Annotated in this window: 23 protein-coding genes; 16 read left to right on the forward strand and 7 right to left on the reverse strand. The window is 64.3% G+C overall.

The window, feature by feature from the left end; genetic code table 11:
* Nucleotides 1-189 precede the first annotated feature (189 nt).
* From AB7532_RS10310 to AB7532_RS10340, 7 genes are all read left to right on the forward strand, one after another.
* Nucleotides 190-999: an ABC transporter permease gene (locus tag AB7532_RS10310; protein WP_441234683.1), complete on the forward strand. Its 810-nt coding sequence runs from the start codon at nucleotides 190-192 to the stop codon at nucleotides 997-999.
* A 57-nt stretch (nucleotides 1,000-1,056) separates the two neighbouring features.
* Nucleotides 1,057-2,049, forward strand: a complete 993-nt coding sequence (locus AB7532_RS10315; protein WP_441234684.1) for an ABC transporter substrate-binding protein — start codon at nucleotides 1,057-1,059, stop codon at nucleotides 2,047-2,049.
* Between the two features lie 151 nt (nucleotides 2,050-2,200).
* The gene (locus AB7532_RS10320) at nucleotides 2,201-3,046 is read left to right on the forward strand and encodes an ABC transporter ATP-binding protein (RefSeq protein ID WP_441234685.1); all 846 of its coding nucleotides are present in this window, start codon (nucleotides 2,201-2,203) and stop codon (nucleotides 3,044-3,046) included.
* A 4-nt stretch (nucleotides 3,047-3,050) separates the two neighbouring features.
* Nucleotides 3,051-4,457, forward strand: coding sequence for a hypothetical protein (locus AB7532_RS10325; RefSeq protein WP_441234686.1), 1,407 nt, complete (start codon nucleotides 3,051-3,053; stop codon nucleotides 4,455-4,457).
* A complete protein-coding gene (locus AB7532_RS10330; protein ID WP_441234687.1) occupies nucleotides 4,454-5,605 on the forward strand; it encodes a Gfo/Idh/MocA family protein in 1,152 nt (383 codons plus the stop codon). Before AB7532_RS10325 ends, AB7532_RS10330 begins: the two co-directional genes overlap by 4 nt.
* 172 nt (nucleotides 5,606-5,777) lie before the next feature.
* Nucleotides 5,778-6,968, forward strand: a complete 1,191-nt coding sequence (locus AB7532_RS10335) for a dihydrodipicolinate synthase family protein (protein WP_441234688.1) — start codon at nucleotides 5,778-5,780, stop codon at nucleotides 6,966-6,968.
* Entirely contained in the window at nucleotides 6,968-7,831 is an 864-nt protein-coding gene (locus AB7532_RS10340; RefSeq protein ID WP_441234689.1) for a sugar phosphate isomerase/epimerase family protein, read from the forward strand. Before AB7532_RS10335 ends, AB7532_RS10340 begins: the two co-directional genes overlap by 1 nt.
* Before the next feature lie 137 nt (nucleotides 7,832-7,968).
* Here AB7532_RS10340 and AB7532_RS10345 read toward each other — a convergent pair whose 3' ends face one another.
* Nucleotides 7,969-9,201 carry a cytochrome P450 gene (locus tag AB7532_RS10345; protein ID WP_441234690.1) on the reverse strand — a complete coding sequence of 411 codons (1,233 nt, stop codon included), beginning with the start codon at nucleotides 9,199-9,201 and terminating at the stop codon, nucleotides 7,969-7,971.
* A gap of 106 nt (nucleotides 9,202-9,307) precedes the next feature.
* Here AB7532_RS10345 and AB7532_RS10350 point away from each other — a divergent pair, with 106 nt between their 5' ends.
* From AB7532_RS10350 to cnbZ, 9 genes are all read left to right on the forward strand, one after another.
* The gene (locus tag AB7532_RS10350; RefSeq protein ID WP_441234691.1) at nucleotides 9,308-9,850 is read left to right on the forward strand and encodes a phosphonopyruvate decarboxylase; all 543 of its coding nucleotides are present in this window, start codon (nucleotides 9,308-9,310) and stop codon (nucleotides 9,848-9,850) included.
* Complete coding sequence (locus AB7532_RS10355) at nucleotides 9,847-10,437, forward strand: thiamine pyrophosphate-dependent enzyme (protein ID WP_441234692.1); 591 nt, start codon at nucleotides 9,847-9,849, stop codon at nucleotides 10,435-10,437. The genes AB7532_RS10350 and AB7532_RS10355 overlap by 4 nt, the downstream gene beginning before the upstream one ends.
* A 142-nt stretch (nucleotides 10,438-10,579) precedes the next feature.
* The gene (locus tag AB7532_RS10360) at nucleotides 10,580-11,281 is read left to right on the forward strand and encodes a TetR/AcrR family transcriptional regulator (protein ID WP_441239235.1); all 702 of its coding nucleotides are present in this window, start codon (nucleotides 10,580-10,582) and stop codon (nucleotides 11,279-11,281) included.
* 1 nt (nucleotide 11,282) lies between these two features.
* Nucleotides 11,283-12,476, forward strand: coding sequence for an efflux RND transporter periplasmic adaptor subunit (locus AB7532_RS10365; protein ID WP_441234693.1), 1,194 nt, complete (start codon nucleotides 11,283-11,285; stop codon nucleotides 12,474-12,476).
* 76 nt (nucleotides 12,477-12,552) lie between these two features.
* Complete coding sequence (locus AB7532_RS10370) at nucleotides 12,553-15,648, forward strand: MexW/MexI family multidrug efflux RND transporter permease subunit (protein ID WP_441239236.1); 3,096 nt, start codon at nucleotides 12,553-12,555, stop codon at nucleotides 15,646-15,648.
* Between the two features lie 139 nt (nucleotides 15,649-15,787).
* The gene (locus AB7532_RS10375; RefSeq protein ID WP_441234694.1) at nucleotides 15,788-17,833 is read left to right on the forward strand and encodes a sensor histidine kinase; all 2,046 of its coding nucleotides are present in this window, start codon (nucleotides 15,788-15,790) and stop codon (nucleotides 17,831-17,833) included.
* On the forward strand, nucleotides 17,830-18,219 hold the full coding sequence (locus AB7532_RS10380) for a response regulator (protein ID WP_441234695.1): 390 nt from the start codon (nucleotides 17,830-17,832) through the stop codon (nucleotides 18,217-18,219). Before AB7532_RS10375 ends, AB7532_RS10380 begins: the two co-directional genes overlap by 4 nt.
* Entirely contained in the window at nucleotides 18,216-19,466 is a 1,251-nt protein-coding gene (locus tag AB7532_RS10385) for an adenylate/guanylate cyclase domain-containing protein (RefSeq protein WP_441234696.1), read from the forward strand. Before AB7532_RS10380 ends, AB7532_RS10385 begins: the two co-directional genes overlap by 4 nt.
* 9 nt (nucleotides 19,467-19,475) lie before the next feature.
* Entirely contained in the window at nucleotides 19,476-20,222 is a 747-nt protein-coding gene (cnbZ, locus tag AB7532_RS10390; protein WP_441234697.1) for a 2-amino-5-chloromuconate deaminase CnbZ, read from the forward strand.
* On the opposite strand, the gene AB7532_RS10395 is transcribed toward cnbZ, so the two are convergent.
* The 6 genes from AB7532_RS10395 to AB7532_RS10420 form a co-directional block, all read right to left on the reverse strand.
* Complete coding sequence (locus tag AB7532_RS10395; RefSeq protein WP_441234698.1) at nucleotides 20,219-21,106, reverse strand: ABC transporter permease; 888 nt, start codon at nucleotides 21,104-21,106, stop codon at nucleotides 20,219-20,221. The two genes, cnbZ and AB7532_RS10395, sit on opposite strands and share 4 nt — an antisense overlap.
* 3 nt (nucleotides 21,107-21,109) lie before the next feature.
* On the reverse strand, nucleotides 21,110-22,051 hold the full coding sequence (locus tag AB7532_RS10400; protein ID WP_441234699.1) for an ABC transporter permease: 942 nt from the start codon (nucleotides 22,049-22,051) through the stop codon (nucleotides 21,110-21,112).
* 157 nt (nucleotides 22,052-22,208) lie between these two features.
* Nucleotides 22,209-23,720, reverse strand: coding sequence for an ABC transporter substrate-binding protein (locus AB7532_RS10405; RefSeq protein WP_441234700.1), 1,512 nt, complete (start codon nucleotides 23,718-23,720; stop codon nucleotides 22,209-22,211).
* Nucleotides 23,721-23,743: 23 nt separating this feature from the next.
* Nucleotides 23,744-24,847, reverse strand: a complete 1,104-nt coding sequence (locus AB7532_RS10410) for an ABC transporter ATP-binding protein (protein ID WP_441234701.1) — start codon at nucleotides 24,845-24,847, stop codon at nucleotides 23,744-23,746.
* Between the two features lie 175 nt (nucleotides 24,848-25,022).
* Nucleotides 25,023-26,012, reverse strand: a complete 990-nt coding sequence (locus AB7532_RS10415) for an ABC transporter ATP-binding protein (RefSeq protein ID WP_441234702.1) — start codon at nucleotides 26,010-26,012, stop codon at nucleotides 25,023-25,025.
* Nucleotides 26,009-26,719 (reverse strand): DUF1028 domain-containing protein, encoded by a 711-nt coding sequence (locus AB7532_RS10420; RefSeq protein ID WP_441234703.1) that lies wholly within the window; start codon nucleotides 26,717-26,719, stop codon nucleotides 26,009-26,011. Before AB7532_RS10420 ends, AB7532_RS10415 begins: the two co-directional genes overlap by 4 nt.
* Nucleotides 26,720-26,724 lie beyond the last annotated feature (5 nt).

Raw genomic sequence — 26,724 nt, forward strand, 5'->3', positions numbered from 1 at the left:
GACACCGAGGGTGGAGCGCTCTCATGCCCCGGACGCAGCAACGCTGCGCGCTGCAGCGCGTCCGGGACATGGAGGCGACAATCCCGCATCCCCGGGAACCGGCGCAAAACGTCACAGGGAAAGCTCTGGACAGTATTTATCCAACGGGTTAATTTCTCTTCCAACGAAGAAGACGACCGGGAGTGAGACGTGGCTGAATTGAAGCCGCAGAGTGCGGTGTCCAAGATATTGAATGCGGCCTGGGTACGACCGTTTCTGTTCCTGGTCTTCATCGTCGTTGCCTGGGATCTCGCGATCCGGCTGTTCAAGATCCCTGCCTACCAGATCCCGGCGCCTCTCGACGTCGTCGCCGTGCTGCGCACCGAATGGCCGGAATTGCTGCGCCAGTCCTGGCCGACCACCTATGCGACCGTCTGCGGCTTCCTGCTGTCGGCGCTGTTCGGCATTCCCGTCGCGATGCTGATCGCGGGCTCGAAGACGGTGGAGAGTTACGTCTATCCGCTGCTGGTGTTCTCGCAGTCCGTGCCGAAGATCGCGATCGCGCCGCTGTTCGTGGTGTGGTTCGGCTTCGGCATCATTCCTAAGGTGATTTCGGCGTTCCTGCTCGGCTTCTTCCCGGTGGTGGTCTCCGCCGTGCAGGGCTTCAAATCGGTCGATCCCGATATGGTCGATCTTGCCCGCGCCATGCAGGGCAGCCGCTTCCAGGTGTTCCGCGCGGTGAACCTGCCGCATGCGCTGCCCGCGATCTTCTCCGGCCTCAAGGTGTCGGTGACGCTCGCCGTGGTCGGCGCCGTCGTCGGCGAGTTCGTCGGCTCCAATTCCGGCATCGGCTATGTCATGCAGCGCTCGATCGGCACCTTCGACCTGCCGACGATGTTCGCGGCGCTGGTGATCCTGGCGCTGCTCGGCGTGATCCTGTTCTGGGTCGTGGACCGGATCGAGAAGCTGGTCATTCCCTGGCATGTCAGCCAGCGTGAGGATGTAATTTTTGCGGCCTGATTAAAGCAACGAACGGCCACCAACGGCCGACGTAACAAACGGCAAGGGAGAGTGACGATGAAGCGGTTGATTGGAGCTGTCGCAGCGGCGCTGATGGTGCTTGCGGCGATGCCGGCGCAGGCAGCCGACAAGGTCGTGCTGATGCTCAACTGGTACGTCTATGGAGAGCACGCGCCGTTCTATTACGGCAAGGCCAAGGGCATTTATGCCGCCGAGGGCATCGAGCTCGAAATCCAGGAAGGCCGCGGCTCGGCCGCGACCACGCAGGCCGTCGCCGCCAAGACCGCCGACTTCGGCTATGTCGACGTTCCCACCATGATGCGCGCCGCGATCAAGGGCGCGCCCGTGGTCGCGACCGGCGTGCTGCTGCAGACTTCACCGATGTCAGCCATGGGTTTCGCCGACAAGAACATCAGGAAGCCCGAGGACATCAAGGGCAAGACGGTGGCGATCACGCCGGCCGATTCCATGACCCAGATCTGGCCGCTATTCCTGAAGAAGAACGGGCTGAAGGAAAGCGATTTCCAGACTGTCGCCGGTGACGGCCAGACCAAGCTCAACGCCGTCATCAACGGCCAGGCTGATCTCTTGCTCGGCTACGTCATGGACCAGTCGATGAAGATCAAGGACGCCACCGGCAAGGACGTGTTCCCGATCAAGTTCGCCGACTACGGCATCAACATGGTCTCCTCCGGCATCATCGCCAACGCCGACTATGTGAAGGCCAACGCCGATCTCGTCCGCCGCTTCATGTCGGCGACCACCAAGGCCGTCGAAGCCGCCGAGAAGGAGCCGAAGGCGGCGGCGCAGTCGATCCTCGATGCCAACCCCAAGGGCGGCAAGATCGACACGCTGACGCAGGGCTTCGAGCTGACCATTCCGCTCTACCGGACCGCGGAGACCAAGAGCAAGCGGCCGTTCCAGGTCACCGATCAGAACATGACGGACTCCGTCAATCTGATGGTTGAATATGGCGGTCTCGACGCCAAGGCCAAGGACAATCCGAAGGCGTTCTACACCAACGACTACCTGCCGAAGAGTGGCTCGTGAGCGATCAACCTCCGCTGTCGTCCCTGCGAACGCAGGGACCCATAGCCGCCAGCCTTGATGGTTACGGAAGGTCTCCACCCGCGTGCCCGAACGCGCCTGCACGGCGTATGGGTCCCTGCGTTCGCAGGGACGACGGGTGGAGAGGGCTGTGATGAATCCTGCGACCAAGCCAGTCGATCTGCAACCGGCCGCGCATCTGAGACTGGTGAGCGACCGGGCTGCCGGCGATGCGTCGGGCATCAAACTGTCCGGCGTGTCGAAGACCTACCGGACGCGCGACGGCGACGTGCCGTCGCTGCGTCCGCTCGACTTCCATATCAACGAGGGCGAGTTCTTCGTCGTGGTCGGCCCGTCCGGCTGCGGCAAGTCCACCCTGCTCAAGCTGATCTCCGGTCTGCTGCCGCCGACATCGGGCGAAATCCTGGTCGAAGGCGAGAAGGTGACGAAGCCGCATGGCAATGTCGGCATCGTCTTCCAGAACGCGCTGCTGCTGCCGTGGCGGAACATCCTTGCCAACGTGATGCTGCCGATCGACATGAAGCGGCTGCCACGCGACAAATATCTCGCGCGTGCCAAGGCATTGTTGAAAATGGTCGGGCTCGAAGGCTTCGAGAAGAAGCTGCCCTGGCAGCTCTCCGGCGGCATGCAGCAGCGCGCCTCGATCTGCCGCGCTCTCGTGCACGATCCCAAGATCATGCTGATGGACGAGCCGTTCGGCGCGCTCGACGCGCTGACGCGCGAGCGCATGAATGTCGAACTGATGCGGATTCAGCGCGAGACCCGGAAGACGGTGCTGCTGATCACGCATTCGATTCCGGAGGCCGTGTTCCTCGCCGACCGCGTGCTGGTCATGACCGAGCGGCCCGGCGCGATCGCCGCAATCTACGACGTGCCGCTGCCGCGCCCGCGCTCGCTCGACGTGATGGCCGACCCCGTTTTCACCGAGCTCGTGCAGCGCATCCGCAAGCATTTCTTCTCGCAAGGTTCGCTGGATTAAAGTCATGGCGCCCCGCCTGAAGCTGCGAGACATCTCCTTCTTCGAACGTCCCGTGCAGTTCGCGCGGCCGTTCCGCTTTGGCGCAATCACGATCAACGCGACGCCGCAGCTGTTCGTGCGGGTCGAGATCGAGGTCGAGGGCAGGGGGGCGGCAGTTGGTGCCAGCGCCGAGCTGCTGGTGCCGAAATGGTTCGACAAGCGGCCGGAACTGACGCCGGCGCAGACGGTCGATGGGCTGCGCCGCTCGCTTGAGATCGCGCGCAGGCTCTATCTGGCACGAACCGGATTTCAGACGGCGTTCGATCTGCATGCCTCGTGCATCGGTGCCCAGGTCGCGACCTGCGCGAAGAAGAACATCCCCGCGCTTGCCGCGGCCTATGGCCCGGCCGAGATCGACAAGGCGATCCTCGATGCGTTGCTGCGCGGTGTTGCGACCAATTTCTTCGACGGAATGGCCGGCAACGTTGCGGGCATCGACGCGCGGTTGTCGCCTGACTTGAGTGACGGCGATATCACGCGATTTCTCGATCTCGCCAATCAGTATCGGTCGGAACGCGTTGCGCTTCGCCACACGGTCGGCCTCGACGACAAGGTCGAGGGAGATGGCGGCGTGGTCGACCCGAAGGAAAATGCTGGCGCACGCTATTTCAAGCTGAAGCTTGGCGGTGATCCCGAGGCGGATGCCGCCCGCCTGACCCGTATCGGGCGGGAGTTGGCGACGCTGTCTCATGACTACAAGGTCACGCTTGACGGCAATGAACAATATGCGGACCTGACGGCGCTCGGGTCGTTGGTCAATCGGCTGGAGCGCGACAGCGCCCTGGAGCCGATCTTTCGCAAGCTGCTCTATATCGAACAGCCGATGCCGCGCGATGTCACGCGTCAATCGCCGCTCGGTGAAGCCTTGCGTCGTCGCGACTTCATCATCGACGAGGCCGATGATTCTTATGATGCCTGGCCGGCCGCTCACAAGCTCGGTTACAGCGGCATCTCCTCGAAGTCCTGCAAAGGCATCTACAAGTCGATCGTGAACTTCACCCGCATCGCCAAGCTGGACGAGGACGGAGCGGAGTGTTTCGTCACGGGCGAAGACCTGACCTGTCAGCCCGGGCTCGCCCTGCAGCAGGATCTGGCGCTCGGCGCGCTGCTCGGCCTCGAACACGCCGAGCGCAACGGCCATCACTATGTCGACGGCTTTGGCGAGACGCCCGCCGCCGAAGCCCAAGCTTTCGCCGCAGCGCATCCCGATCTCTATGCCGATGCCGGGCAGGGCATCCGCCTTTCCATTCACAACGGCGATCTCCTGACGGGATCGCTTCACACAACGGGCTTTGCGACGTCGGTCCATCCGGACTGGTCGGCGCTCGCCCCGCTCGAACAGCCAAAATCACTTCAGGAGCAATTGGCATGACCACCCAACGCCTCGGCCTCATCATGAACGGCGTCACCGGCCGCATGGGGCTCAACCAGCATCTGATCCGCTCGATCGTCGCGATCCGCGAGCAGGGCGGCGTGAGACTGAAGAACGGCGACCGCATCATGCCCGATCCGATCCTGGTCGGCCGCAGCGCCGAAAAGGTCGAGGCGCTCGCCAGGCGCTTCAATATCACGCGCTGGACCACCGATCTCGACGCGGCGCTCGCCGACAAGAACGACACCATGTTCTTCGACGCCGCGACCACGCAGGCGCGCCCGGGTCTGCTGACCCAGGCCATCAATGCTGGCAAGCACGTCTATTGCGAGAAGCCGATCGCGACGAATTTCGAGGAGGCCCTCGAAGTCGTCAAGCTCGCCAATGCCAAGGGCGTCAAGCACGGCACGGTGCAGGACAAGCTGTTCCTGCCCGGCCTGAAGAAGATCGCGTTCCTGCGTGATTCCGGGTTCTTCGGCCGCATCCTCTCGGTGCGCGGCGAGTTCGGCTATTGGGTGTTCGAAGGCGGCTGGCAAGAAGCGCAGCGACCGTCATGGAATTACCGCGACGAGGACGGCGGCGGCATCATTCTCGACATGGTCTGCCACTGGCGCTACGTGCTCGACAACCTCTTCGGCAACGTCCAGAGCGTGGTCTGCATCGGCAACACCGACATCCCCGAGCGCTTTGACGAGCAGGGCAAGGCGTACAAGGCGACCGCGGACGATTCCGCCTACGCGACTTTCCAGCTCGAAGGCGGCGTCATCGCCCACATCAACATGTCCTGGGTCACGCGCGTCTATCGCGACGACCTCGTCACCTTCCAGGTCGACGGCACCCACGGCTCGGCGGTCGCAGGGCTCACCGACTGCATGATCCAGGCGCGGCAGGCAACGCCCAGGCCGGTTTGGAATCCGGACGAGAAGCGGCTGCACGATTTCTACGGCGACTGGCAGAAGCTGCCCGACAACGTCTCCTACGATAACGGCTTCAAGGAGCAGTGGGAGATGTTCATCCGCCACGTCTACGAGGATGCGCCCTACAAGTTCACGCTGCTCGAAGGCGTCAAGGGCGTGCAGCTCGCCGAATGTGCCCTGAAGAGCTGGAAGGAGCGGCGCTGGATCGACGTCGCCCCGATCAAGGCCTGAGTCCAGCGGATAAGCCCCCGATGTCCACCAAGCCGTCATTGCGAGCGAAGCGAAGCAATCCAGAATCTTTCCGCAGAGGAAGTCTGGATTGCTTCGTCGCGGAGTTTATCATCCGGCCGGCCGAAGGCCGGACCGGGTGGCTCCTCGCAATGACGGGGAGAGGTTCGAAGTCATGAACAAACCTGTATTGCCGATGTCGTCATTGTCGCTCAAGCTGCCCAAGGCCGATCGCTCGATCGAGACCTACCGGCTCGCGGCCTCGCGCACGTTCCCTGCAAAGCTCGAGGGACCGCTGAACCGCATCGCCTTCTCGGCCGTGCATACGGTCGTCGATCCCTTCGCGGACAACGATCCCTGGCTGTCGGCTGCCGTCGACTGGGACAAGACCATCGCCTTCCGCGAGCATGTCTGGGATCTTGGTCTCGGCGTCGCCGAAGCCATGGACACCGCGCAGCGCGGCATGGGGCTCGACTGGCCGACCTCGCTGGAGCTGATCACGCGTTCGGTCGGGGCCGCCAGGCGCCGCAACGCGCTGGTGTTTTCGGGCGCGGGCACCGACCATCTTGCGGTCGAGGATGCCAGGAGCCTCGATGACGTGATCCGCGCTTATGAGGAGCAGATATCGGCGGTCGAGAAGGTTGGTGGCCGCATCATCCTGATGGCGTCACGCGCGCTCGCAAAGCTCGGCCGCAATGCGGACGACTACGCCAAGGTCTATGACCGTGTGCTGTCGCAGGTCCGCGAGCCCGTGATCATCCACTGGCTCGGCGACATGTTTGACCCGGCCCTGACGGGATATTGGGGCACCAAGGATCTCGACAAGGCGATGGACACGGCTGTCGCGATCATCAACGGCAACGCCGCCAAGGTCGACGGCGTCAAGGTTTCGCTGCTCGATAAGCAGCGCGAGATCGACATGCGCCGCCGCCTCGACAAGCGCATCAAGATGTATACCGGCGACGATTTCAATTATGCGGAGCTGATCGCGGGCGACAGCGAAGGTTTTTCACACGCGCTGCTCGGCATCTTCGATGCGATCGCGCCGGCTGCGTCCTACGCGCTGTCGCGGCTGGCGGCGGGTGATGACGCCGGATTCCACGACGTGCTGGGGCCGACCGTGCCGCTGTCGCGTCACATCTTCAAGGCGCCGACGCGCTTCTACAAAACGGGTGTCGTGTTCATGGCGTATCTCAACGGCCACCAGGACCATTTCACCATGGTCGGCGGTCAGGAAAGCACGCGCTCGACGCTGCATCTGGCGGAGCTGTTCCGTCTCGCCGACAAGGCCGGCCTGCTCGCCAATCCCGAACTCGCGACGCAGCGGATGAAGATCGTGCTCGCCACCCACGGTATCGAATCCTGATGCGCGATTTCTCGTCCGACCATCGCTGGCTGTCGCTGAACACGGCGACAGTCCGCAAGCAGGGTGACCTCATCGAGATCATCGATGCCTGTGCCAGGCACGGCATCCGCGCCATCGATCCCTGGCGCGACCAAATTGCCGCCGTCGGACTCGATCGCGCCGCGCGCGCGGTGCGGGATGCTGGCCTCGATCTCTCCGGCTATTGCCGTGGCGGCATGTTCACCTCGGACTCGTCGCGCCGCGGCGAAGTGCGCGACGACAACCGGCGCTGCGTGGATGAAGCCAAGGCACTTGGCGCGCCCTGCATCGTGCTCGTCGTCGGCGGCCTGCCGCAGTATTCGCGGCCTGGCAGCGAGGCGTCGAAGGACATTGTCGGCGCGCGGACGCAAGTCGAGGAAGCCTTGGCCGAGATGCTCGACTACGCCAGACAGGCAAACCTGCCGCTGGCCATCGAGCCCTTGCACCCGGCCTACGCGGCCGACCGGGCCTGCGTGAACACGACAAAGCAGGCGCTCGACATCTGCGATCGGCTCGACCCCAGCCGCAGCGGCATGCTCGGCGTCGCGCTCGACGTCTATCACATCTGGTGGGACCCGGATCTGATGGGCCAGATCGCGCGCGCCGGCAAGGATCGCCTGCTCGCATTCCATGTCTGCGACTGGCTGGTGCCGACAAAAGACATCCTCAACGACCGCGGGATGATGGGCGACGGCATCATCGACATCAAATCGGTGCGCTCGGCCGTCGAGGCGCAGGGCTATGCCGGCTATTCGGAGATCGAGATCTTCTCCAATGATTGGTGGGGCACGCCGATGGACGAGGTGCTGCGCACCTGCATCGCGCGGCACAAGACGGTGGTTTGAGGCAATTGGCATCCGTTGCGCGTCTCGCGACGGATGACCTGACGTATCAAGCGGTTGCGCGGATCCACGGCGGCACGTCGCGAAGTCGGCCGTCTACTGTGCATGGGGTTGTTTTCGACCTTTTTGTTTTTGACCCCTCAGCGGATCGCGCAGGGCACGCTCAAAAACCCGCGGAACCGCACCCGTCCGCCGCGCCGCGGCTGTCCGCTCACGGCATAGTTCGGGAAGCGCGCCAGAAAGCGCGAGATCGCCACGGCGCCTTCGAGCCGCGCCAGCGCCATGCCGGCGCATTGATGCGCTCCGGTGGCGAAGGCGAGATGCCGGTTCGGTGTGCGCGCGACGTCGAAGCGTTCCGGGTCCGGAAACTGCGCGGGGTCGCGGTTGGCAGCGCCAATGCAGAGCGTGATCGACGTGCCCGCCTCGAGCGTGACGCCACCGAGCTCGACGCGCTCGGTGGTCATCCGGTTGCCGAGCTGGTTCGAGCTCTCGTAGCGCAGCATCTCTTCCACCGCGGTCTTGATCAGCTCCGGATTGCCGATCAGCCGCTGCTTCTGATCCGGATTCCGGTGCAGTGCGACGAGGCCGTTGCCGATCAGGTTGGTCGTGGTCTCGTGTCCGGCGTTGAGCAGGAAGATGCAATTGTGCAGCAGCTCCTTCTCGGTCAGCCGCTCGCCATTCTCCTCGCCGTTACCTTCTCCCTGGATCAGCCGCGTCAGCACGTCGCGTTCGGGATTGCCGGGTGACTGCCGCCGGCGCGCGACCAGCGTTTCGAGGTAGCCAAGAAAATCCGTCACGGCCTTGTTGCCGCGCGCGGCCACCTCGGACGACACCACGGGCTCGAGCGCGCCGAGGATCGCCAGCGACCAGTCGCGCAGCGGCTCGCGCTCGTCATGAGGCACATCGAGCAGATTGCCGATCACCTCGATGGGGATCGATGCGGCGAAATCCTCGATCAGCTCGCACTCGCCCTTGGCGGCGATGGCGTCGAGCAGGCCGTCGACCAGCTTGACGATATCGCCCTCCATGCCGGCGATCGCGCGCGGCGACAGCGCGCCCATGATCAGGCGCCGCACGCGGGTATGTGCCGGCGGATCGTTAAAGACGAGGCTGGTGGTGTGGTGCTCGTAGAGCGGCGTGTTGCCGTATTTCGGCGCGAACTCGCGCTTCTTGTCCGAGCTGAACGATTTCGTGTTCTTGTAGGTGGTGACGAGGTCGTCATAGCGGGTCAGGAACACGGTGCCGTTCGGCAGCCGCTTGACAGGCTCGTTCTCCCGCAGTGCACGGTAGGTCGGATAGGGATCGTCGTAGAACGCGGGCGTCAGTTTCTCCAGGTTGAAATTCGCGGCCAGTTCTTTCGCACTTGCGTTCATCCGCCATACTCACCGGTTGAGACCGATATGCTGTTTCCGCTCTATCGAGCAGTTAGGGCCACCGTCTACAGTCGTGCCGTGATTTGCAAGCCGACCGGACAGGAAAATGCACGCCCGCGCTGATGCCGCCGACACAGGGCCAACTTGGCCCGACGATATTTTCACAACCTTGCAACGCTACGACGTTCGGCAGGTGCCTTACGTGCCCGATGCCGGCCATTCAAAACTGATCCAGCGCGTGCTGGGCTCGTCCACGATGCGCGGCATTCCGCTGACCACGGAGGAGGAGGGCGTCGCGCTTTTGGCCGGCGCCTGGACCGGAGGACAGCGCGGCGTGCTGTTGATGCAGTCGAGCGGCGTCGGCAATTGCATCAACATGCTGTCGCTGATCCCGATCCTGCGTTTTCCGTTTCTCACGCTGGTGACCATGCGCGGCGAGTGGGGCGAGTTCAATCCGTGGCAGGTGCCGATGGGATCGACCACGCAGGGTGTGTTCGAGCTCTCGGGGGTCCAGGTGCTGCGCGCCTCGAACGCTGCTGAAGTGCCGGCCGTGTTGGAAGCGGCCGCAGCGCAGGCCTACAACGCGCTCACGCCGACCGCCGTTCTGTTGTCGCAGCGCCTGATCGGCGCCAAGGTTTTCACCAAATGAGCAAGGCCAATCTTCTCGACCGCCGTCAGGTGGTCTCGACGCTGCTGGCGAACCGCAAGGATGTCGTCGCGATCGGCGGCCTCGGGGCCTCCACCAACGACATGTGCGCCGCCGGCGACCACGCCCGCAATTTCTACCTCTGGGGTGGCATGGGGGGCGCCGCGATGATCGGCCTCGGCCTCGCGCTGGCGCAGCCAAAGCTGCCGGTGCTGGTCATCACCGGCGACGGCGAGATGCTGATGGGCATGGGCAGCCTTGCCACCATCGGCCTCCAGAAGCCGTCCAACCTCTCGATCGTGGTGCTCGACAACGAGGCGTATGGGGAGACCGGCGGCCAGACCAGCCACACCTCCGTGGCCGCCGACCTCGTCGGCGTCGCCAGGGCCTGCGGCATCGCGGACAGCCAGACGATCTCGACCCTCGCCGAGGTGGAGGCCTTTGCCAAAGCCGTCCATGACGTCTCGGCCGGTCCGCGCTTCGCCAATGTGAAGATCGACAACGCCAGCCTAGAGCGGATCCTGCCGACCCGGGACGGCACCTACATCGTCAACCGGATCCGCGGCGACCTCGGCTTCCAGCCGATCTAGCCCCGTCCGGCCCACACTTGAACCTGTCGCCTCCGCCCTTTGGGCGGGGAGGTGTGGCCAATTTTCAACGGGTCCGCACCCATTTAGGTTGCGACGCAGCATCCTGCTTGACTTTTACGTGGGTGAGTGCTTACTCACTAACATGAGCTCACTGCGAATGACGAGCGACCTGAGGCGTCAATTGATCCTCGGCGCCGCGAAACGTTGCTTTGCCCGACACGGCTATACCGGCACCACGACCAAGAGCGTGGCGGCCGCCGCTGCCATTTCCGAGGCGCTGCTGTTCAAGCACTTCCCGTCCAAGGCGGCGCTCTATGCCGAAATCCTCAGCGACGAATGCGAGGCGGACCCTGCCTTCACCGAGCTGCTGGAGCGGGAGCCGTCGACGGCGACGCTGGTCGAGCTGATCCGCGGCATGGTCGAGCATTTCCTCGACATTGCCGACGGTCCCGACCAGGAAGAGGCGCAGCGCCTGCGACTGATGGCCACCAGCCATTTGGATGACGGCGAGTTCGCCCGTTTGCTATACGCCAAGATCGAGAAGCTGATCGGCGCGGTCTTCGTCGCCTCGCTCGAGCGGGCGGTGGCCGCCGGGGACGCGCGGCCATGCGGGATCGAGCCGCTCAATCTGTTCTGGTTTGCGCATCATTCGGTGATGACGGCTGCGTTGACCAGGCTGCCGGCCACGCCTTGCCTCGCCTACGGCAAGGCTGACCACCTCGAACGGCAGCTGTGTGAGTTTCTCCTGAGGGGTATCGGACTTAACGACGCCGCAATTGCTTCGCATTTGGGCCGCGATCAGGCCGCGGATGCGGGCAAGACGGCGATTGCAGAAAGCGCATGACATGAACATCGTAACCGAACACAAGATTTCGGGCGAACCGATCGACACCAAGGCTCCCAAGCGTCCGGTCCGGCCGGTGCTGTGGTTCATCATCGTGGGCGCGCTGCTGGCAGCGCTCGTCGGTGGCCTCGTCTGGTTCAATTATTTCCGCGGCCAGATGATCAAGCAGTTCTTCGCCAACAACAAGCCGCCGCCGACCGCCGTCAGCGCGGCCGAGGCGAAGTCGGAGGTGGTACCGAACCTGCTCACCGCGGTCGGCGGCCTCTTCGCCGTGCATCAGGTCGATGTCAGCGCCGACGTCAACGGCCGCATCACCGAGATCAAGTTCGAGCCGGGCGCGCATGTCGAGGCCGGCGTGCCGCTGGCGCAGTTGTTCGACGCGCCGGAGCAGGGCGATCTTGCCAACTACAAGGCGCAGTCAACGGTCGCGCAGCTCTCGCTCGATCGCGCCAAGCAACTGGCCTCGCGTCAGTTCGGCCCGCAAGCGACCGTCGATTCCGCCCAGGCCGCTTACGACCAGGCGCTGGCCGGCATCGCCAAGACCGAGGCGTTGATCTCGCAGAAGCTGGTGCGCGCACCGTTCTCCGGCGATCTCGGCGTCCGCAAGGTCGAGGTCGGTCAATATCTGACGGCCGGCACGGCGATCGTTTCGCTGACCGATCTGTCGCAGCTGTGGGCGAACTTCACGGTGACGGAAAAGGACTCGGGCAATCTCAAGGTCGGCCAGGTCGTCAGGTTGAAGGTCGACGCCTATCCGGGCCGCACCTTCGACGGCAAGATCACCACGATCGAGCCGCAGATCGCGACCGACACGCGCAACATCCGCGTGCAGGCGACGATCGCCAATCCGGAGAAGATCCTGAAGCCCGGCATGTTCGTGACCACCACGGTGGTGCTGCCGGACAAGCCGGCCGTCGTCACGGTGCCGGAGACTTCGGTCGACTACACGCTGTACGGCGACTCCGTCTTCGTGATCACCGAGAAGAAGGGAGAGGACGGCAAGACCAGTCTCTCCGCGGTGCGCACCTTCGTGCAGACCGGCAGCCGGGTCGACGGTCGCGTCGAAATCGTCAAGGGCCTGAAGGCAGGCGACAAGGTGGTCGCCGTCGGCCAGCTCAAGCTGCAATCGGGCTCGGCAGTGTCGATCTCGACCGACCCGGCTCCGCAGATTCCGGCGCAGCCGCCGCGTTACTGACACCGCATACGTCGCAGCATGATCCGGCCCGGCCGGGTCATGCGCATTGCAAGTCAACGAAATCGAGATCGCCGCGATGCGCTTTACTGATATTTTCATCAAACGACCGGTTCTGTCGGTCGTCGTCAGTCTGTTGATCCTGCTGATCGGACTGCGCGCAGCAATGGTGCTGCCGATCCGGCAGTATCCGAAGCTGTCGAACACGGTCATCAACATCACGACCGTCTATCCCGGCGCGTCCGCGGACCTGATCCAGGGCTTCATCACCACGCCGATCGAGCAGGCCGTCGCCTCCGCCGAAGGCGTCGACTACATGACCTCGTCCTCGGTGCTCGGCACCTCGACGATCCAAGTCTACATCAAGCTGAATTTCGATCCGAACCAGGCGCTGACCGAGGTGCTGGCCAAGACGAACTCGGTCAAATATCTGATTCCGAAGGAATCCAACGACCCGATCGTCACCAAGACCACCGGCCAGACCACGGCTGTGATGTATCTCGGCTTCTCGTCCGAGGAGCTGTCGGGCTCGGCGATCTCCGATTATCTGACGCGCGTGGTGCAGCCGGTGCTGTCGACCGTCGACGGCGTGGCCTCGGCCGACATCCTCGGCGGCCAGACCTTTGCGATGCGGTTGTGGCTCGATCCCGTCAAGATGGCCGGACGCAACGTGTCACCAGCCGATGTCGCGACCGCGATCACAGCGAACAACTTCCAGTCCGCGGCGGGACAGACCAAGGGCTATCTCATCGTTTCCAACGTCTCGACGAACACCAGCCTGACCGACGTCAACCAGTTCAGGAAGATGATCGTGAAGGCCAAGGACGGCGGTTTCGTGCGGATGGAGGACATCGCCACCGTCGAGCTTGCGGCGCAAAGCACCGATGCGAGCGTCGCCTTCAACGGCGAGCATGCGATCTTCATCGGTGTGACCGCGACGCCGCAAGGCAACCCGCTGACGCTGGTCAAGGGTGTGCGCGCGCTGTTCCCGGAACTCGAACGCAACCTGCCGCCGTCGATGAAGATGAAGGTCGCCTACGACTCGACCAAATTCATTCAGTCTTCGATCGACGAGGTCGAGAAGACGCTGGGCGAAGCGGTGATCATCGTGATTGTGGTCATCTTCCTGTTCCTGGCCTCGCTGCGTTCGGTCATCATCCCCGTCGTCACAATTCCCCTGTCCATGATCGGTGTCTGCACCCTGATGCTGGCGCTGGGCTTCAGCTTCAATCTGCTGACCCTGCTCGCGATGGTGCTCGCGATCGGCCTCGTGGTCGACGACGCCATCGTGGTCGTGGAGAATATCCATCGACATCTGGAGGAAGGGAAAACGCCCGTCCAGGCGTCGCTGGAAGGCGCGCGCGAAATCGTCGGCCCCATTATCTCGATGACCATCACGCTGGCCGCCGTGTACGCGCCGATCGGCTTCCTGGGCGGCCTCACCGGTTCGCTGTTCCGCGAATTCGCCTTCACGCTCGCCGGCTCGGTGATCGTGTCAGGCGTGATTGCGTTGACGTTGTCTCCGATGATGTGCTCGGTGCTGCTCAAGAACACCGAGGAAGGCCGCTTTGCCAAGATGGTCAACAAGGTGTTCGGCGCGCTGACGCGGTGGTACGGCCGCAGGCTCGATCGCTCGCTCGACTACAAGGCGATTACCGGCCTGTTCGCAGTGACCATCCTCGGGCTCGTCGGCTTCCTCTATATGCACACCTCGAAGGAGCTGGCGCCGGAGGAGGATCAGGGCATCGTGTTCGCGGTGACCAAGGCGCCGAAATACGCCAACATCGACTATGTCGATTTCTACGGCGAGAAGCTCGACCATGAATTCCAGAAATTCCCCGAGACCGACCTGCGGTTCGTGCTGAACGGCATCAATGGTCCGCAAGGCGGCATCGCGGGCATGCTCTTGAAGCCGTGGGACGAGCGGAAGCGTTCTTCGATCCAGTTGAAGCCGCTGGTCCAGGCCGAGCTCTCCAAGATCGAGGGCGTGCAGGCGTTCGCGTTCAACCTGCCGCCGCTGCCGGGTGGTCCGGGCGGCCTGCCGGTGCAGATGGTGATCAACTCCACCGCCGGCTTCCAGACCGTCTATGAGCAGATGGAGAAGCTGAAGGACGCGGCCCGCAAGAGCGGCATGTTCATCGTCTCCGACAGCGACCTTGCCTACAACCAGCCCAACGTGAAGGTGACGATCAATCGCACCAAGGCCCAGGATCTCGGCGTCAGCATGCAGAACCTCGGCTCTACGCTCGCGGTGCTGCTCGGCGGCAACTACATCAACCGCTTCAACCTCGAGGGCCGTTCCTACCAGGTCATCCCGCAAGTGCCGCGCGGACAGCGGCTCTCGCCGGAATCGCTCGGCGGTTATTATGTGACGACCAACACCGGCCAGCAGCTTCCGCTGTCGACGGTGGTATCGATCGAGACCAAGACCGACCCGAACTCGCTGACCCACTACAATCAGCTCAATTCGGCGACCTTCTCGGCCGTGCCGATGCCGGGCGTGACCGTCGGTGCGGCGGTCGACTTCCTCGAAGGCGAGGCCAAGAAGCTGCCTGCGGGCTTCAGCCACGACTATCTCGCCGACTCCAGGCAGTATGTGCAGGAAGGTAACCAGCTTGCAGTCACCTTCGGCTTCGCGCTGATCATCATCTTCCTGGTGCTGGCCGCGCAATTCGAGAGTCTTCGCGATCCGCTGGTGATCATGATCTCGGTGCCGATGGCGATCGTTGGTGCGCTGATCCCGCTGTTCTTCGGCGTGGCGACCATGAACATCTACACCCAGGTCGGTCTGCTCACCCTGGTCGGCCTGATCACCAAGCACGGCATCCTGATGGTGGAGTTCGCCAACGAGCTCCAGGTCAACGAGCGGCTCGATCGCCGCTCGGCCATCGAAATGTCGGCCCGCATTCGTCTGCGCCCGATTCTGATGACCACGGCCGCGATGGTGACGGGCCTGATCCCGCTCCTCACCGCGACCGGCGCGGGCGCGGCCAGCCGCTTCTCGATCGGTCTGGTCGTCGTCGCCGGCATGTCGATCGGCACGCTGTTCACGCTGTTCGTGCTGCCGGCGGTCTATGTGGTGCTGGCGACCGACCATCGTGCGGCGGCGGATTCCGAGCGAAACAAGCAGGTCAACGAGATCGACCTCGACGCCAAGGCGCTGCGGCCCACCTGAGGCGGCTACAATCGGACAGGAAGGGCGGCAGCGGCCAATCCGTTGCCGCCCTTTTTCTTTGCCTCGGAAGCCGTGAGGCGGCGAGTCGTTCCCGCGCTGAGAAGAGACAAGGTCCGGCCTTCTTGCTAGGCTTGGCGGGATGAGCATCTCCCTCCACCCCGACACCCCGCGAGCCAGGACGCTGCCGACCGCAGCCTCGGGCGGCGCCGTGTCCAGCGGTACGATAGGGCGGGGGATCAGGATGCGGCTGTTCACCAAATATGTGGCGCTGTTCGTGGCCGTCGTCGCCATCGCACTGCTCGCCAACGGCCTGTTCGAGGTCTTCTTTTACTATCGCGAACACAAGGCCGCGCTGATCCGGGTCCAGCATGAACAGGCCGAGGCGGCGGCGGCCAAGATCGGTCAGTTCGTCAAGGAGATCGAGAGCCAGCTCGGCTGGACCACGCAGCTGCCCTGGTCGGCGAGCTCGATCGAGCAGCGCCGGTTCGACGCGCTGCGGCTGCTGCGCCAAGTGCCCGCGATCACCGAGCTTGCCCAGGTCGATGCGACCGGCCGGGAGCGGCTGCGGGTCTCGCGGCTCGCGATGGACGCGATCGACAGCGGCATCGACCTGTCCGACGATCCCAAGTTCACCGAGGCGGTCGCGCACAAGGTCTTTTACGGACCGGTCTATTTTCGCAGGGAATCCGAGCCCTACATGACGCTGGCGCAGGCCGGTGCGCGCAAGGATGCCGGCGTCAGCATCGCGGAGGTCAATCTCAAGCTGATCTGGGACGTCGTGTCCCAGATCAAGGTCGGCCAGCATGGGCACGCTTACGTGGTCGGCCCGGAGGGGCGCCTGATCGCGCATCCCGATATCAGCCTGGTCCTGCGCAACACCGACATGTCCGGTCTTGCGCAGGTGCGCGCCGCGCTGGCAGGGGGTGCTGCGACCGACGCGCTTCCCGAAGCGCGCAACATTCAGGGGCAAAAGGTGCTGACCGCATCGGCCCCGATCGCGCCGCTGCGTTGGACCATGTTCGTCGAGCTGCCGGTCGAGGAGGCCTATGCGGCGCTCTATGCCGCTTTGGAACGACTGGCGCTGGTGTTGCTTGCGGCGTCGATCTTTGCGGTGCTGGCGGGGATCTTTCTGGCGCGCCGCATGGTCGGCCCGATCCAGGCGCTGCGCGTCGGCGCCGAGCGGATCGGCGGCGGCGACTTCGGCCAGCGAATCTCGATCAAGACCGGAGACGAGCTCGAGGAGCTCGCGGACCAGTTCAACCACATGGGCGAGCGCTTGCAGGAATCCTACGCCGACCTCGAGAACAAGGTCGAGCAGCGGACCGCAGAGTTGAGGCAATCCCTGAACGATCTGCGCGCCGCCCAGGACCGCCTGATCCAGACCGAGAAGCTCGCGTCCCTCGGCCAGCTCACGGCGGGGATCGCGCATGAGATCAAGAACCCGCTCAACTTCGTCAACAATTTCTCCGCGGTGTCGACCGAGTTGATCGACGAGCTCAACGAAGCCCTGCAATCGGCCTCGCTCGACGGCAAGACGAAGGAGGAGGTCGACGAGCTGACCGGCATGCTCAAGAGCAATCTGGACAAGGTGGTGCAGCACGGCAAGCGCGCCGATTCCATCGTCAGGAACATGCTGCTGCATTCGCGCGAGGGCTCGGGCGAGCACCGCTCCAGCGACATCAACGCCGTCGTCGAAGAGAGCCTCAATCTCGCCTATCACGGTGCGCGCGCCGAACAGCCTGCTTTCAACGTCACGCTCGAACGCGATTTCGATCCGGCCGCCGACATGGTCGATATCTATCCGCAGGAGATCGCGCGCGTTTTCCTCAACCTGATCTCGAACGGCTTCTATGCCGCTGCCAAGCGCAAGGAGAGCGTCACAGGCGCTTTCGAGCCGACCTTGCGTGCGACGACGAAAGACCTCGGCGGCCGCGTCGAGATCCGGATCCGCGACAATGGCACCGGAATTCCGCCTGACGTGAAGGAGAAGATGTTCAATCCCTTCTTCACGACCAAGCCGGCCGGCGAGGGCACCGGCCTCGGCCTGTCCATGAGCCATGACATCGTCGTGAAACAGCACGGCGGCACGATCGACGTGAACACCGAGCCCGGTGTATTCACCGAGTTCATCATTACGCTGCCGCGCATGATGGCGGCAGGCGGAACTTCCGGAGGCAAGACTTGAACGTTTACATCCTGGTCGTCGACGACGAGCCCGATGTCGAGGCGCTGTTCCGGCAGCAGTTCCGGCGTGACCTGCGTGCCGGCCGCTTCCAGATGGAGTTCGCGGCCTCCGCGCCCGACGCCTTGAGGCTCGCCGCGGAGGTGCGCGACCCCTCGCTGATCCTGATCCTGTCCGACATCAACATGCCCGGCATGAGCGGGCTCGACATGCTGCCCAAGGTGCGCGCCGAGCATCCGGACGTTCCGGTCATCATGATCACGGCCTATGGCGATGCCGAGACGCGCCGCAAGGCGATCGAGCGCGGCGCCGTCGGGCTGCTGACCAAGCCGATCGACTTCGCGTTGTTGCGGCAGCAAATCGACACGAGGCTCGAGCAAGCCGCATGACTTCGACCATCCTCTTCGTCGACGACGAGCCTGATCTCGAGGCGCTGATCCTGCAAAAATTCCGCAGGCAGATTCGGGACGGGGACGTCGCCATCATGTTCGCGCGCGACGGGCTCGAGGCGCTGCAGTCGCTCGAGCTGAACCCGCATGTCGACATGGTGGTCTCCGACATCAACATGCCCAGGATGGACGGGCTGTCGCTGCTCCAGAAGCTCCAGGAGGCCGAGGACAAGAAGTCGACCATCATCGTCTCGGCCTATGGCGACATGAGCAACATCCGCACCGCCATGAACCGCGGAGCGTTCGACTTCCTCACCAAGCCGATCGATTTCGCCGATCTGGAAGCCACGATCCAGAAGACCATCCGCCACATCGAGATGCTGCGCGAGGTGCGGCGCCGTCAAATGGAGGCGGAGCGGGCGCATGCCGCGCTGTCGCGTCATTTCTCGCCCGAGCTTGCCAAGCGTCTGGCGGCAAGCGGCGAGGGAGAGGAAATCGAGGTGCAGTGGCGCGATGTCGCGGCCATCTTTACCGATATCACCAGCTTTACTTCGCTGGTCGAGAGCGCGCCGCCCGAGACGCTGGGCGAGCTTCTCAACGAATATGTCGGCGGAATGACCGAGGTCGTCTTCGCGCATGAGGGGACGGTCGCAAAGATCATCGGCGATGCGATCCAGGTGCTGTTCAACGCGCCGGGCGATCAGCCGGACTATGCGACGCGGGCCGTTGCCTGCGCACATGATCTCGATGCCTGGGCGCAGGATTTTTGCGTGCGCCAGAAGGCCAAAGGCGTGGATTTCGGCACCACCCGCATCGGCATTCACGTCGGGCCGGCACTGGTCGGCAATTTCGGCGGCAATCGCTTCTTCGACTACACCGCCTACGGAGACTCGATCAACATTGCGGCGCGGCTGGAGGCCGCCAACAAGCAGCTGGGCACGCGCATTTGCGTCAGTGCCAGCGTCGCCCGGGCCGCTGAGAATTTTCAGGGCCGCCCCGTGGGCGAGCTGATGCTGCGCGGACGCAGCGAACCGCTCCCCGCCTTCGAGCCGTTGACGCAGGCAAAATTCGAGGCGCCGGAGATGGCGCTTTATTCCGAGGCTTTTGCCAAGATGGAGGCCGGCGACGTCGCCGCCATGCCGGCCTTTGCCGCGCTGGTCGGGATGCACGCCGACGATCCGCTGGCCGGCTTTCACCTGAAGCGCCTGCTCAACGGCGCCAAGGGCATTCGCATGCAACTGGAATAGGGGTTCGACATGGTCAGTGACTTCTCCGCCGGCAATTATCGTTTCATTCCGTCCGTGTTCCAGTATTCGGCCGGCGCCGCCGCCGATGACGGCTATGAGATCGAGCGCGTTCGCTTCGATCGCCTGGTGCCGCTCGCCGAGGGATTTGCGCTGGCCGCAAAGTACATCCAGGAGGCAGGCCGGCCATTGACGGCCTTTTGTGCCTGCGAGCTGCGCTCGCCGGCCGCCTTCAGCGAAGAAGGCTTTCGCGCGTTCAACCTGCACTATGTGAAGACGCTGTCCGAATGGGGCATCTTCGACGGCACCACCAATCCGGTGGCGCGCAGCAATGTCTGTCCCGAGATCGATCCGCCGTCCGAGCCGTCGTTCTATGCGTTCTCGTTCACGCGCCCGACGACGTCAAAGACTCCGTCCTTCGTCATCGCAGGCGGCGCCGAGGCGCGTGAGGGCGGCGGCAGCTATGTCGAGCGCACCGTGCGCTACCGCGACCTGAGCCCCGAAGGCTTGCGCGAGAAGGTGCGCTTCACCACGACGTCGCAGATGGAAAACCGGATGACGGCGTTCGGCTTCGGCTGGAAGGACACGACCGGCGTGCAGGCCTATTCCGTGCACGATTTCCACCACGCGCTGGTCGACGAACTGGTCCGCCGCGGCGCGCTGCGTTCCGGCCTGACCTGGCATTTCGCCCGGCCGCCGGTGGTCGATCTCGAATACGAGATGGACTGCCGGAGGGTGTTGCGGGAGACGGTGATCTAGCGCTGGCGCGGGTCGAGCGCGTCGCGCAGGCCGTCGCCGAGCAGGTTCAACGACAGCACGACCAGGAAGATCGCAAGCCCGGGCCAGATCGCCATCCACGGCGCCTGGGTCAGGAAGCGCTGGGCTGAATTGAGCATGCTGCCCCAGGATGGTGCCGGCGGCTGCTGGCCCAGGCCGAGGAAGGACAGCGCCGCTTTGGCGATGATCGCGGCGGCGATCGAGAGCGTCGCCTGCACCAGAAGTGAGGGCAGGATGTTCGGCAGGATGTGCGAGAACGCGATCCGCCACGGCGGATTGCCGAGCGCGCGGGCGGCCTCGACATAGTCCTCGGCCTTGACGCTCAGCACTTGTCCGCGGGTCAAGCGGATGAAGATTGGCGCTGCGGAGATGCCGATCGCGATCATGGCGTTGCCGAGGCTGGGGCCGAGGAACGCGGCGAGCGCAATCGCCAGGATCAGGAAAGGGCAGGCCAGCATGGCATCCGTAATGCGGCTGATCAGCGCGTCGACGAATCCGCCGCGGTAGCCGGCGAGCAGGCCGAGCGGCACGCCGATTCCGAGCGCGATCGCGACCGAGATGAGGCCGGCCATCAGCGAGGCCCGCGCGCCATAGATGATGCGGCTCAGGATATCGCGGCCGAGATCGTCGGTGCCGAACCAGTGCGCCGTGGTGGGCGGCTTGCGCACCAGGCTCCAGCTGGTCGCGATGGGATCGTAGGGCACGACCAGCGGCGCGAGGGCCGCAAGCAGGATAAATGCCGTGATCACGACGAGCCCGAACACCGCGGCCTTGCGCTTGAACAGCCGCCGCCGCGCACGGCGTGCCGGGCTGTCGAGCTCGTCGGCTTGGGCGGCGGGACCGGCTGGCAGCGCGGCGTCGGTCATCGCTCAGCCCCTCAGCCGCGGATTGACGAGGATATAGGCGACATCGGCCACGAGGTTCAGTGTGATGTAGACGGTGGCCGTCACCAGAACCACGCCCTGCACCACGGCGTAGTCGCGGTTGAACACGGCGTCCACGATCAACTTGCCGAAGCCGGGGATGGAGAAGATCTGCTCGGTCAGTACCGCGCCCGACAGCAACGTGCCGAGCTCGAGTGCGCCAAGGGTGATGATCGGGGTGAGCGCGTTGCGCATGGCGTGCTTGAGGATCACCGAGCGTTCCGACAGCCCCTTCGCGCGCGCGGTGCGGACATAATCGCTCTCCAGCACCTGAAGCATGGCACTGCGGGTGTGCCGCATCAGGATCGCGGAGATCGCGTTGCCGAGCACGAAGGCCGGCATCACGGTCGCCGCCAGGCTGGCGCGCCAGTTTTCTGTGAGCGGCACGTAACCGGAAGCGGGCAGCCAGCCCAGGTGGATCGAGAACAGGAAGATCATGAGAATTCCGAGCCAGAAATTCGGCGTCGAGATGCCCCAGAGCGCGAACAGGTTGGCGCCATAGTCCCAGGCCGTGCCCTTTTTCACCGCGGAGACGATGCCGGCGGGAATGCCGATGAAGAACGCGATCAGGATCGCCATCGATCCCAGCTGGAGCGTCACCGGCAGCTTCTGGGCGATCAACTCGCGCACCGGCATCTTGTTACGCAGGGACTCACCGAAATCGCCCGATAGAACGCCCTTGAGCCAATAGACGTACTGTATGGGAATCGGTTGATCGAGCCGGTGCAGCTTGCGGATCTGCTCGATTACCGCGGGATCGCGTTCCTCGCCGGCCATCACCAGCGCGGGATCGCCCGGCAGCAATTGCTGGAGCGAGAAGATCAGCACCGACACGAAGAACAGTGTCGGCACGATCTGCGCGATGCGACGGGCAAGGAAGTTCAGCATGGCGCGACGCGCGTCCCGGGCGCAGCGCAACATGCAATGTTGCGCTGCTGAACCGGGACCCATCTAGCCCGGTGGGATGTCGCCGTGGGTCCCGGCTCTGCGGAGCAGCGCTTGCGCGCTGCACCGCGTCCGGGACACACATTCATGGTCAGATTTGTCACTTGAACTTCAACCCGACCACGCGCACGAGGCCATCGGGCATCTGCCTGTAGCCATCGAGCTTCTTGGTGTGCGCAATCAGAAGCGTGCGGTGATAGATGTAGATGATCGGCAGATCGTCGAGCAGGATTTTGGTCAGCTTTGCATAGATCGCCTTGCGCTCGCCGACGTCAGCGGTCAGCCGGCCATCTTCCATCAGCTTGTCGGCCTCGGGGTTGGCGTAGACGCCGTCGTTCTGCGGTGCTTTGCTGCGCATGAAGATGTAGGAGTTGCCGTCGGGATCGATGCGGCCGCTCCAGTTGATCTGGAAGACCTGGAATTCGCCGGCCTGGGCCTGCTTGAAGGTGGTCGCGAATTCGACCGCGCGGATCTTGATGTCGAAGCCCGCTTCCGCAGCCATCGACTGGACGACCTGGGCGACGGCCTCGTTTTCTGCGCCCTTGGGGATCATGTAATCCACCGTCACGGGCGCGGTGACGCCGGCTTCCTTCAACAGAGCCTTCGCCTTCGCAATGTCGCGGCCGCGGACCGGGAATGCCTTCTGGTAATAGGGATGTGTCGGGCTGACCCACTGGTTGCCCGGTGTGAACTCGCCGTTGAAGACGACCTGGTTGAGGGCTTCACGGTCGATCGACAGATCGAGCGCCTGTCGGACTTTTGCGGATTGGCTCAGCGGCCCCTTGGTCTTGTCGTTGCCGATATTGACGGTCAGGCCGAGATAGCCGAGTTCCGGCGCTGTCGACAGGACGAGCCGGGAATCGGCGCGGACGTCCTTGATATCGGTGGCGAGCACGCGCTCGATCAGATCGAGCCCGCCGGACTTCAAATTGGCGAGGCGGACGGTGGCGTCGACGATCGGCAGGAACACGACGCGATCGATATGGATGTTATCCTTGTTCCAGTAGTCGGCGAATTTCTCGAACACCATGCGGTCCTGCTGGACGCGCTCGACGAATTTGTAGGGACCGGCGCAGACCGGATGCAGGCCGAACTTGTCGCCGGCCTCCTTTGCCGCCTTGGGCGACACCATCATGCCGGAACGGTCGGTGAGCTGGGCGATCAGTGGCGAGTAGGGCGTCTTCAGCACCAGCTTGATGGTCAGGGGATCGACCACCTCGACGTGGTCGACGCTGGCAAGCTCGGACTTCCGGAACGAGGTCGGCAGCGTCATGTGACGCTCGATCGAGAACTTTGCGGCCTCCGCGTCCAGCGGCTCGCCGTCGTGGAATTTGACGTTGGGCCGGAGCTTGATCGTCATCGCCTTGCCGTCGGCCGAAGTCTCGTAGGACAGCGCGAGTTGCGGCACGATGTTGAGCTTCTCGTCGATGTCGAACAGCTTGTCGCAGAAGGCGGAGAAGACGATGCGGCCGACATAGGTGCGGCCGATGCTGGGATCAAGGATATCGGGGTCTTCGGCGATGCCGATGCGAAGGGTGGTTTGGGCTTGGGCTGCGCCCGCGAGCGACGTCAGCAGGGCCGACGCCAGGATTGTCAAACGCATGAAACTCATCGCTCTCAACCTCTTTTTGACGGCTATGCGGGATCGGTCCCCAAAGGGCTAACCCCGCTGCCGCGGACTGCTTCCGGGCCTCCGCTGAAGGCGGCGACCAATTTTTCAAGGACCGGCGAAAAGCCGCCGTCGGACGGGACGATCGCCGCGGAGGACGGCAGTTCCGACGTACGATGGCAGGCCGTTGCATGTCCGATGCCATCCGGTACGAGCTGTGGCATTTCGCTGCGGCAGCGGTCGACCACGTAGGGACAGCGGGTGTGGAAGCGGCAGCCGGCAGGCGGATTGAGCGCGCTAGGGATCTCTCCCTGCAGCACAATCCGGCTGCGTTTTGCCCGCGGTTTAGGCACGGGGATCGCGGACAGCAACGCCCGGCTATAGGGATGGCGGGGTGCCGCGAACAGCGCATCCGCCTCCGCGGTCTCGACGATCTGGCCGAGATTCATCACGGCGACATGGTCGGCGATGTGCTTGACCACGGCGAGATCGTGCGAGACGAAAATGTAGGCGAGCCCAAGCCGGTCCTGGAGCTCGCGCAGCAGATTGAGGATCTGCGAGCGGATCGAGACGTCGAGCGCCGAGACCGGCTCGTCGCAGATGATCAGCTTCGGCTCGACCGCGAGCGCGCGGGCAATCGCAATGCGCTGGCGCTGCCCGCCGGAGAATTCGTGCGGATAGCGCCGCTCGAGCCGCGGTTCCAGCCCGACCAGCCGCAGGATTTCGGCGACGCGCTCGCGCCGTTGCGCCGGGGGCACGAGATCATGCAGCGCCAGCGGCTCGGTCAGGATCTGGCCGACGGTCATCCGTGGATTGAGCGAGGCGTAGGGGTCCTGGAAGATGATCTGCGCCTCGCGGCGGAATTTTCGCAGCGCGGCGGCGTCCAGCGAGAGCAGGTCGCGGCCGGCGAAACGCACCGCGCCGGCATCCGGTTCGATCAGTCGGAGGACGAGACGGCTGACGGTGGACTTACCGCAGCCGGATTCGCCGACCAGCGCCAGCGTTTTGCCGGCTTCGAGAGAGAAGGAGACGCCATCGACCGCTTTGACATGCGCCAATGCTCGGCCGAACAGGGTGCGCTCGGCGACGAAATGCTTGACCAGGCCTTCGACCTCGAGGAGCGCGGTCATCGTTCCCACCCCCCGCGACATCCGGTCTCGTGTCCCGGGCGCGGCGCAACGCGGAGTGTTGCGACGCTGAACCGGGACCCAGATTGCCGCCGCATGGGCCCCGGTTCAGCAGCGCACCACTGCGCTTTGCTTGTGCTGCGCTGCGCCCGGGGCAAGAGGGAGGAAAGCAACGCCATCACGACACCAGCAGTTCGAGCGGCGCGCGGATGCAGCGCGAGAGGTGGCCGGGGCTGATTTCGACCAGCGGCGGCGGCGCCTCGGTGCAGGCGTCCAGCACGAAGGGGCAGCGCGCGGCGAAGCGGCAGCCGGCGGGTGGCTGCATCATGTTCGGCACCATGCCTTCGATGGTCGCGAGCTGGTCCGCGCGATGGTCGAGCCGCGGGATCGAGCCGAGCAGGCCGACGGTGTAGGGATGCTGCGGCATGGAGAACAGCTCATCCACCGGTGCGCGCTCGACGATCTCGCCGGCATACATCACGGCGACCTCGTCGCAGACTTCGGCGACCACGCCGAGGTCGTGCGTGATCAGGATGATGGCGGCGCCGCTCGCCGCCTTCAACTCGCGCATCAGCTCCAAAATCTGAGCCTGAAGCGTGACGTCCAGCGCGGTCGTCGGCTCGTCCGCGATCAGCAGGCGAGGATCGCAGGCGAGCGCCATCGCGATCATCACGCGCTGGCGCATGCCGCCGGAGAGCTTGTGCGGATATTCGTCGATCCGCCGCTCGGGCGAGGGGATGTGGACGCGGCGCAGGAGCTCGATTGCCCGCTCGCGCGCGCTGCGGCGTGAGCCGCCGCGATGGCGCAGAATGGTCTCGGTGATCTGGTCGCCGATGGTGAGGCTCGGATTGAGCGACGTCATCGGCTCCTGAAAGATCATCGCCAGCCGGTTGCCGCGCAGGTCGCGCAGCGTCTGGTCCGAGGTCTTCAGCAGGTCAAAACCGTCGAAGCGGATCGCGCCTGATATTTCCGCGCTCTGCTTCGGCAGCAAGCCCATGATCGCCAGCGACGTGACGCTTTTACCGCAGCCGGATTCGCCGACGAGGCCGAGCGTGGCGCCATTGGCGACGCTGAGATCGACACTGTCGACCGCGTGGGTGACGCGTCCGTCGTCGCCGTGGAATCGGATGCGAAGATCCCTGATCTCGATGAGAGGGCTCGTGTTCATGCGCGCCTTGCGCGTGCCGCGGCGATGCTGGCGTCGATGATCTTGCGATCGGTGTTGCCCGCAGGGTTCTGCCGGGTCGGCATCGAGCCGCGGAAATGCACCCAGAGCTCGTGGCTGACGCGTTCGAGCCGCTCAAGTTCGCCAATTGGGTCCGCATGGTCGTCGGCACGAATGTCCAGGGCCGGCCATTCCTCCTCGCCGTGGATCAGGAGCGCCGCCGACTGCTTGCCGCGCTTGTCGCCGCCGGCGGCTTCGCCCGCCCGCATTGCGGCGAGCAGGCGGCGCGGGAAGGGCAGGCTGTCATTGGCGATGTAGGTCTTTGCAGTCTCGTCGAGTACGTCGGCGCCTGCGAGCATATTGCCGGCGATCGAAAAACCGCTGCCCGCGACGTGCCCGCACCAGTCGACGCAGTCGCGCCCGGTATGCGCGGCGATCTCGCCGCTGGCATCCATGATGTGGATCTGCCGGCTCTCGCGGCCGTCGTCGGTCGCAAGCTGTGCGGCGAGAACGTCGTGTGCATTCAAGCCTTCACGGAGCAGCTTGACGCCGTCGATGCCGTAATAGGGATTGACGAAGGCCTGGGTCGCGATGGCGCCGAGGCCGGCCGCGATGTAGGGCACCCGCGCGCCGACGGCGAAGAAGCGGGTTGCGACCGCAATGCCGAACTGGCCGGTGGCAGGATCGCGCGCGATGATCGACCAGGTCATGTGCT

It is taken from the genome of Bradyrhizobium sp. 930_D9_N1_4 (assembly GCF_052076015.1).
In the GTDB taxonomy this organism is placed as follows: domain Bacteria; phylum Pseudomonadota; class Alphaproteobacteria; order Rhizobiales; family Xanthobacteraceae; genus Bradyrhizobium.

Bases quoted from the DNA above. Each gene is read 5' to 3' on its own strand.
- AB7532_RS10315 (WP_441234684.1), top strand. From the start codon at position 1,057: ATGAAGCGGTTGATTGGAGCTGTCGCAGCGGCGCTGATGGTGCTTGCG.
- AB7532_RS10320 (WP_441234685.1), top strand. From the start codon at position 2,201: ATGAATCCTGCGACCAAGCCAGTCGATCTGCAACCGGCCGCGCATCTG.
- AB7532_RS10325 (WP_441234686.1), top strand. From the start codon at position 3,051: ATGGCGCCCCGCCTGAAGCTGCGAGACATCTCCTTCTTCGAACGTCCC.
- AB7532_RS10330 (WP_441234687.1), top strand. From the start codon at position 4,454: ATGACCACCCAACGCCTCGGCCTCATCATGAACGGCGTCACCGGCCGC.
- AB7532_RS10335 (WP_441234688.1), top strand. From the start codon at position 5,778: ATGAACAAACCTGTATTGCCGATGTCGTCATTGTCGCTCAAGCTGCCC.
- AB7532_RS10340 (WP_441234689.1), top strand. From the start codon at position 6,968: ATGCGCGATTTCTCGTCCGACCATCGCTGGCTGTCGCTGAACACGGCG.
- AB7532_RS10345 (WP_441234690.1), bottom strand. From the start codon at position 9,201: ATGAACGCAAGTGCGAAAGAACTGGCCGCGAATTTCAACCTGGAGAAA.
- AB7532_RS10350 (WP_441234691.1), top strand. From the start codon at position 9,308: ATGCACGCCCGCGCTGATGCCGCCGACACAGGGCCAACTTGGCCCGAC.
- AB7532_RS10355 (WP_441234692.1), top strand. From the start codon at position 9,847: ATGAGCAAGGCCAATCTTCTCGACCGCCGTCAGGTGGTCTCGACGCTG.
- AB7532_RS10360 (WP_441239235.1), top strand. From the start codon at position 10,580: ATGAGCTCACTGCGAATGACGAGCGACCTGAGGCGTCAATTGATCCTC.
- AB7532_RS10365 (WP_441234693.1), top strand. From the start codon at position 11,283: ATGAACATCGTAACCGAACACAAGATTTCGGGCGAACCGATCGACACC.
- AB7532_RS10370 (WP_441239236.1), top strand. From the start codon at position 12,553: ATGCGCTTTACTGATATTTTCATCAAACGACCGGTTCTGTCGGTCGTC.
- AB7532_RS10375 (WP_441234694.1), top strand. From the start codon at position 15,788: ATGAGCATCTCCCTCCACCCCGACACCCCGCGAGCCAGGACGCTGCCG.
- AB7532_RS10385 (WP_441234696.1), top strand. From the start codon at position 18,216: ATGACTTCGACCATCCTCTTCGTCGACGACGAGCCTGATCTCGAGGCG.
- cnbZ (WP_441234697.1), top strand. From the start codon at position 19,476: ATGGTCAGTGACTTCTCCGCCGGCAATTATCGTTTCATTCCGTCCGTG.
- AB7532_RS10395 (WP_441234698.1), bottom strand. From the start codon at position 21,106: ATGACCGACGCCGCGCTGCCAGCCGGTCCCGCCGCCCAAGCCGACGAG.
- AB7532_RS10400 (WP_441234699.1), bottom strand. From the start codon at position 22,051: ATGCTGAACTTCCTTGCCCGTCGCATCGCGCAGATCGTGCCGACACTG.
- AB7532_RS10405 (WP_441234700.1), bottom strand. From the start codon at position 23,720: ATGAGTTTCATGCGTTTGACAATCCTGGCGTCGGCCCTGCTGACGTCG.
- AB7532_RS10410 (WP_441234701.1), bottom strand. From the start codon at position 24,847: ATGACCGCGCTCCTCGAGGTCGAAGGCCTGGTCAAGCATTTCGTCGCC.
- AB7532_RS10415 (WP_441234702.1), bottom strand. From the start codon at position 26,012: ATGAACACGAGCCCTCTCATCGAGATCAGGGATCTTCGCATCCGATTC.
- AB7532_RS10420 (WP_441234703.1), bottom strand. From the start codon at position 26,719: ATGACCTGGTCGATCATCGCGCGCGATCCTGCCACCGGCCAGTTCGGC.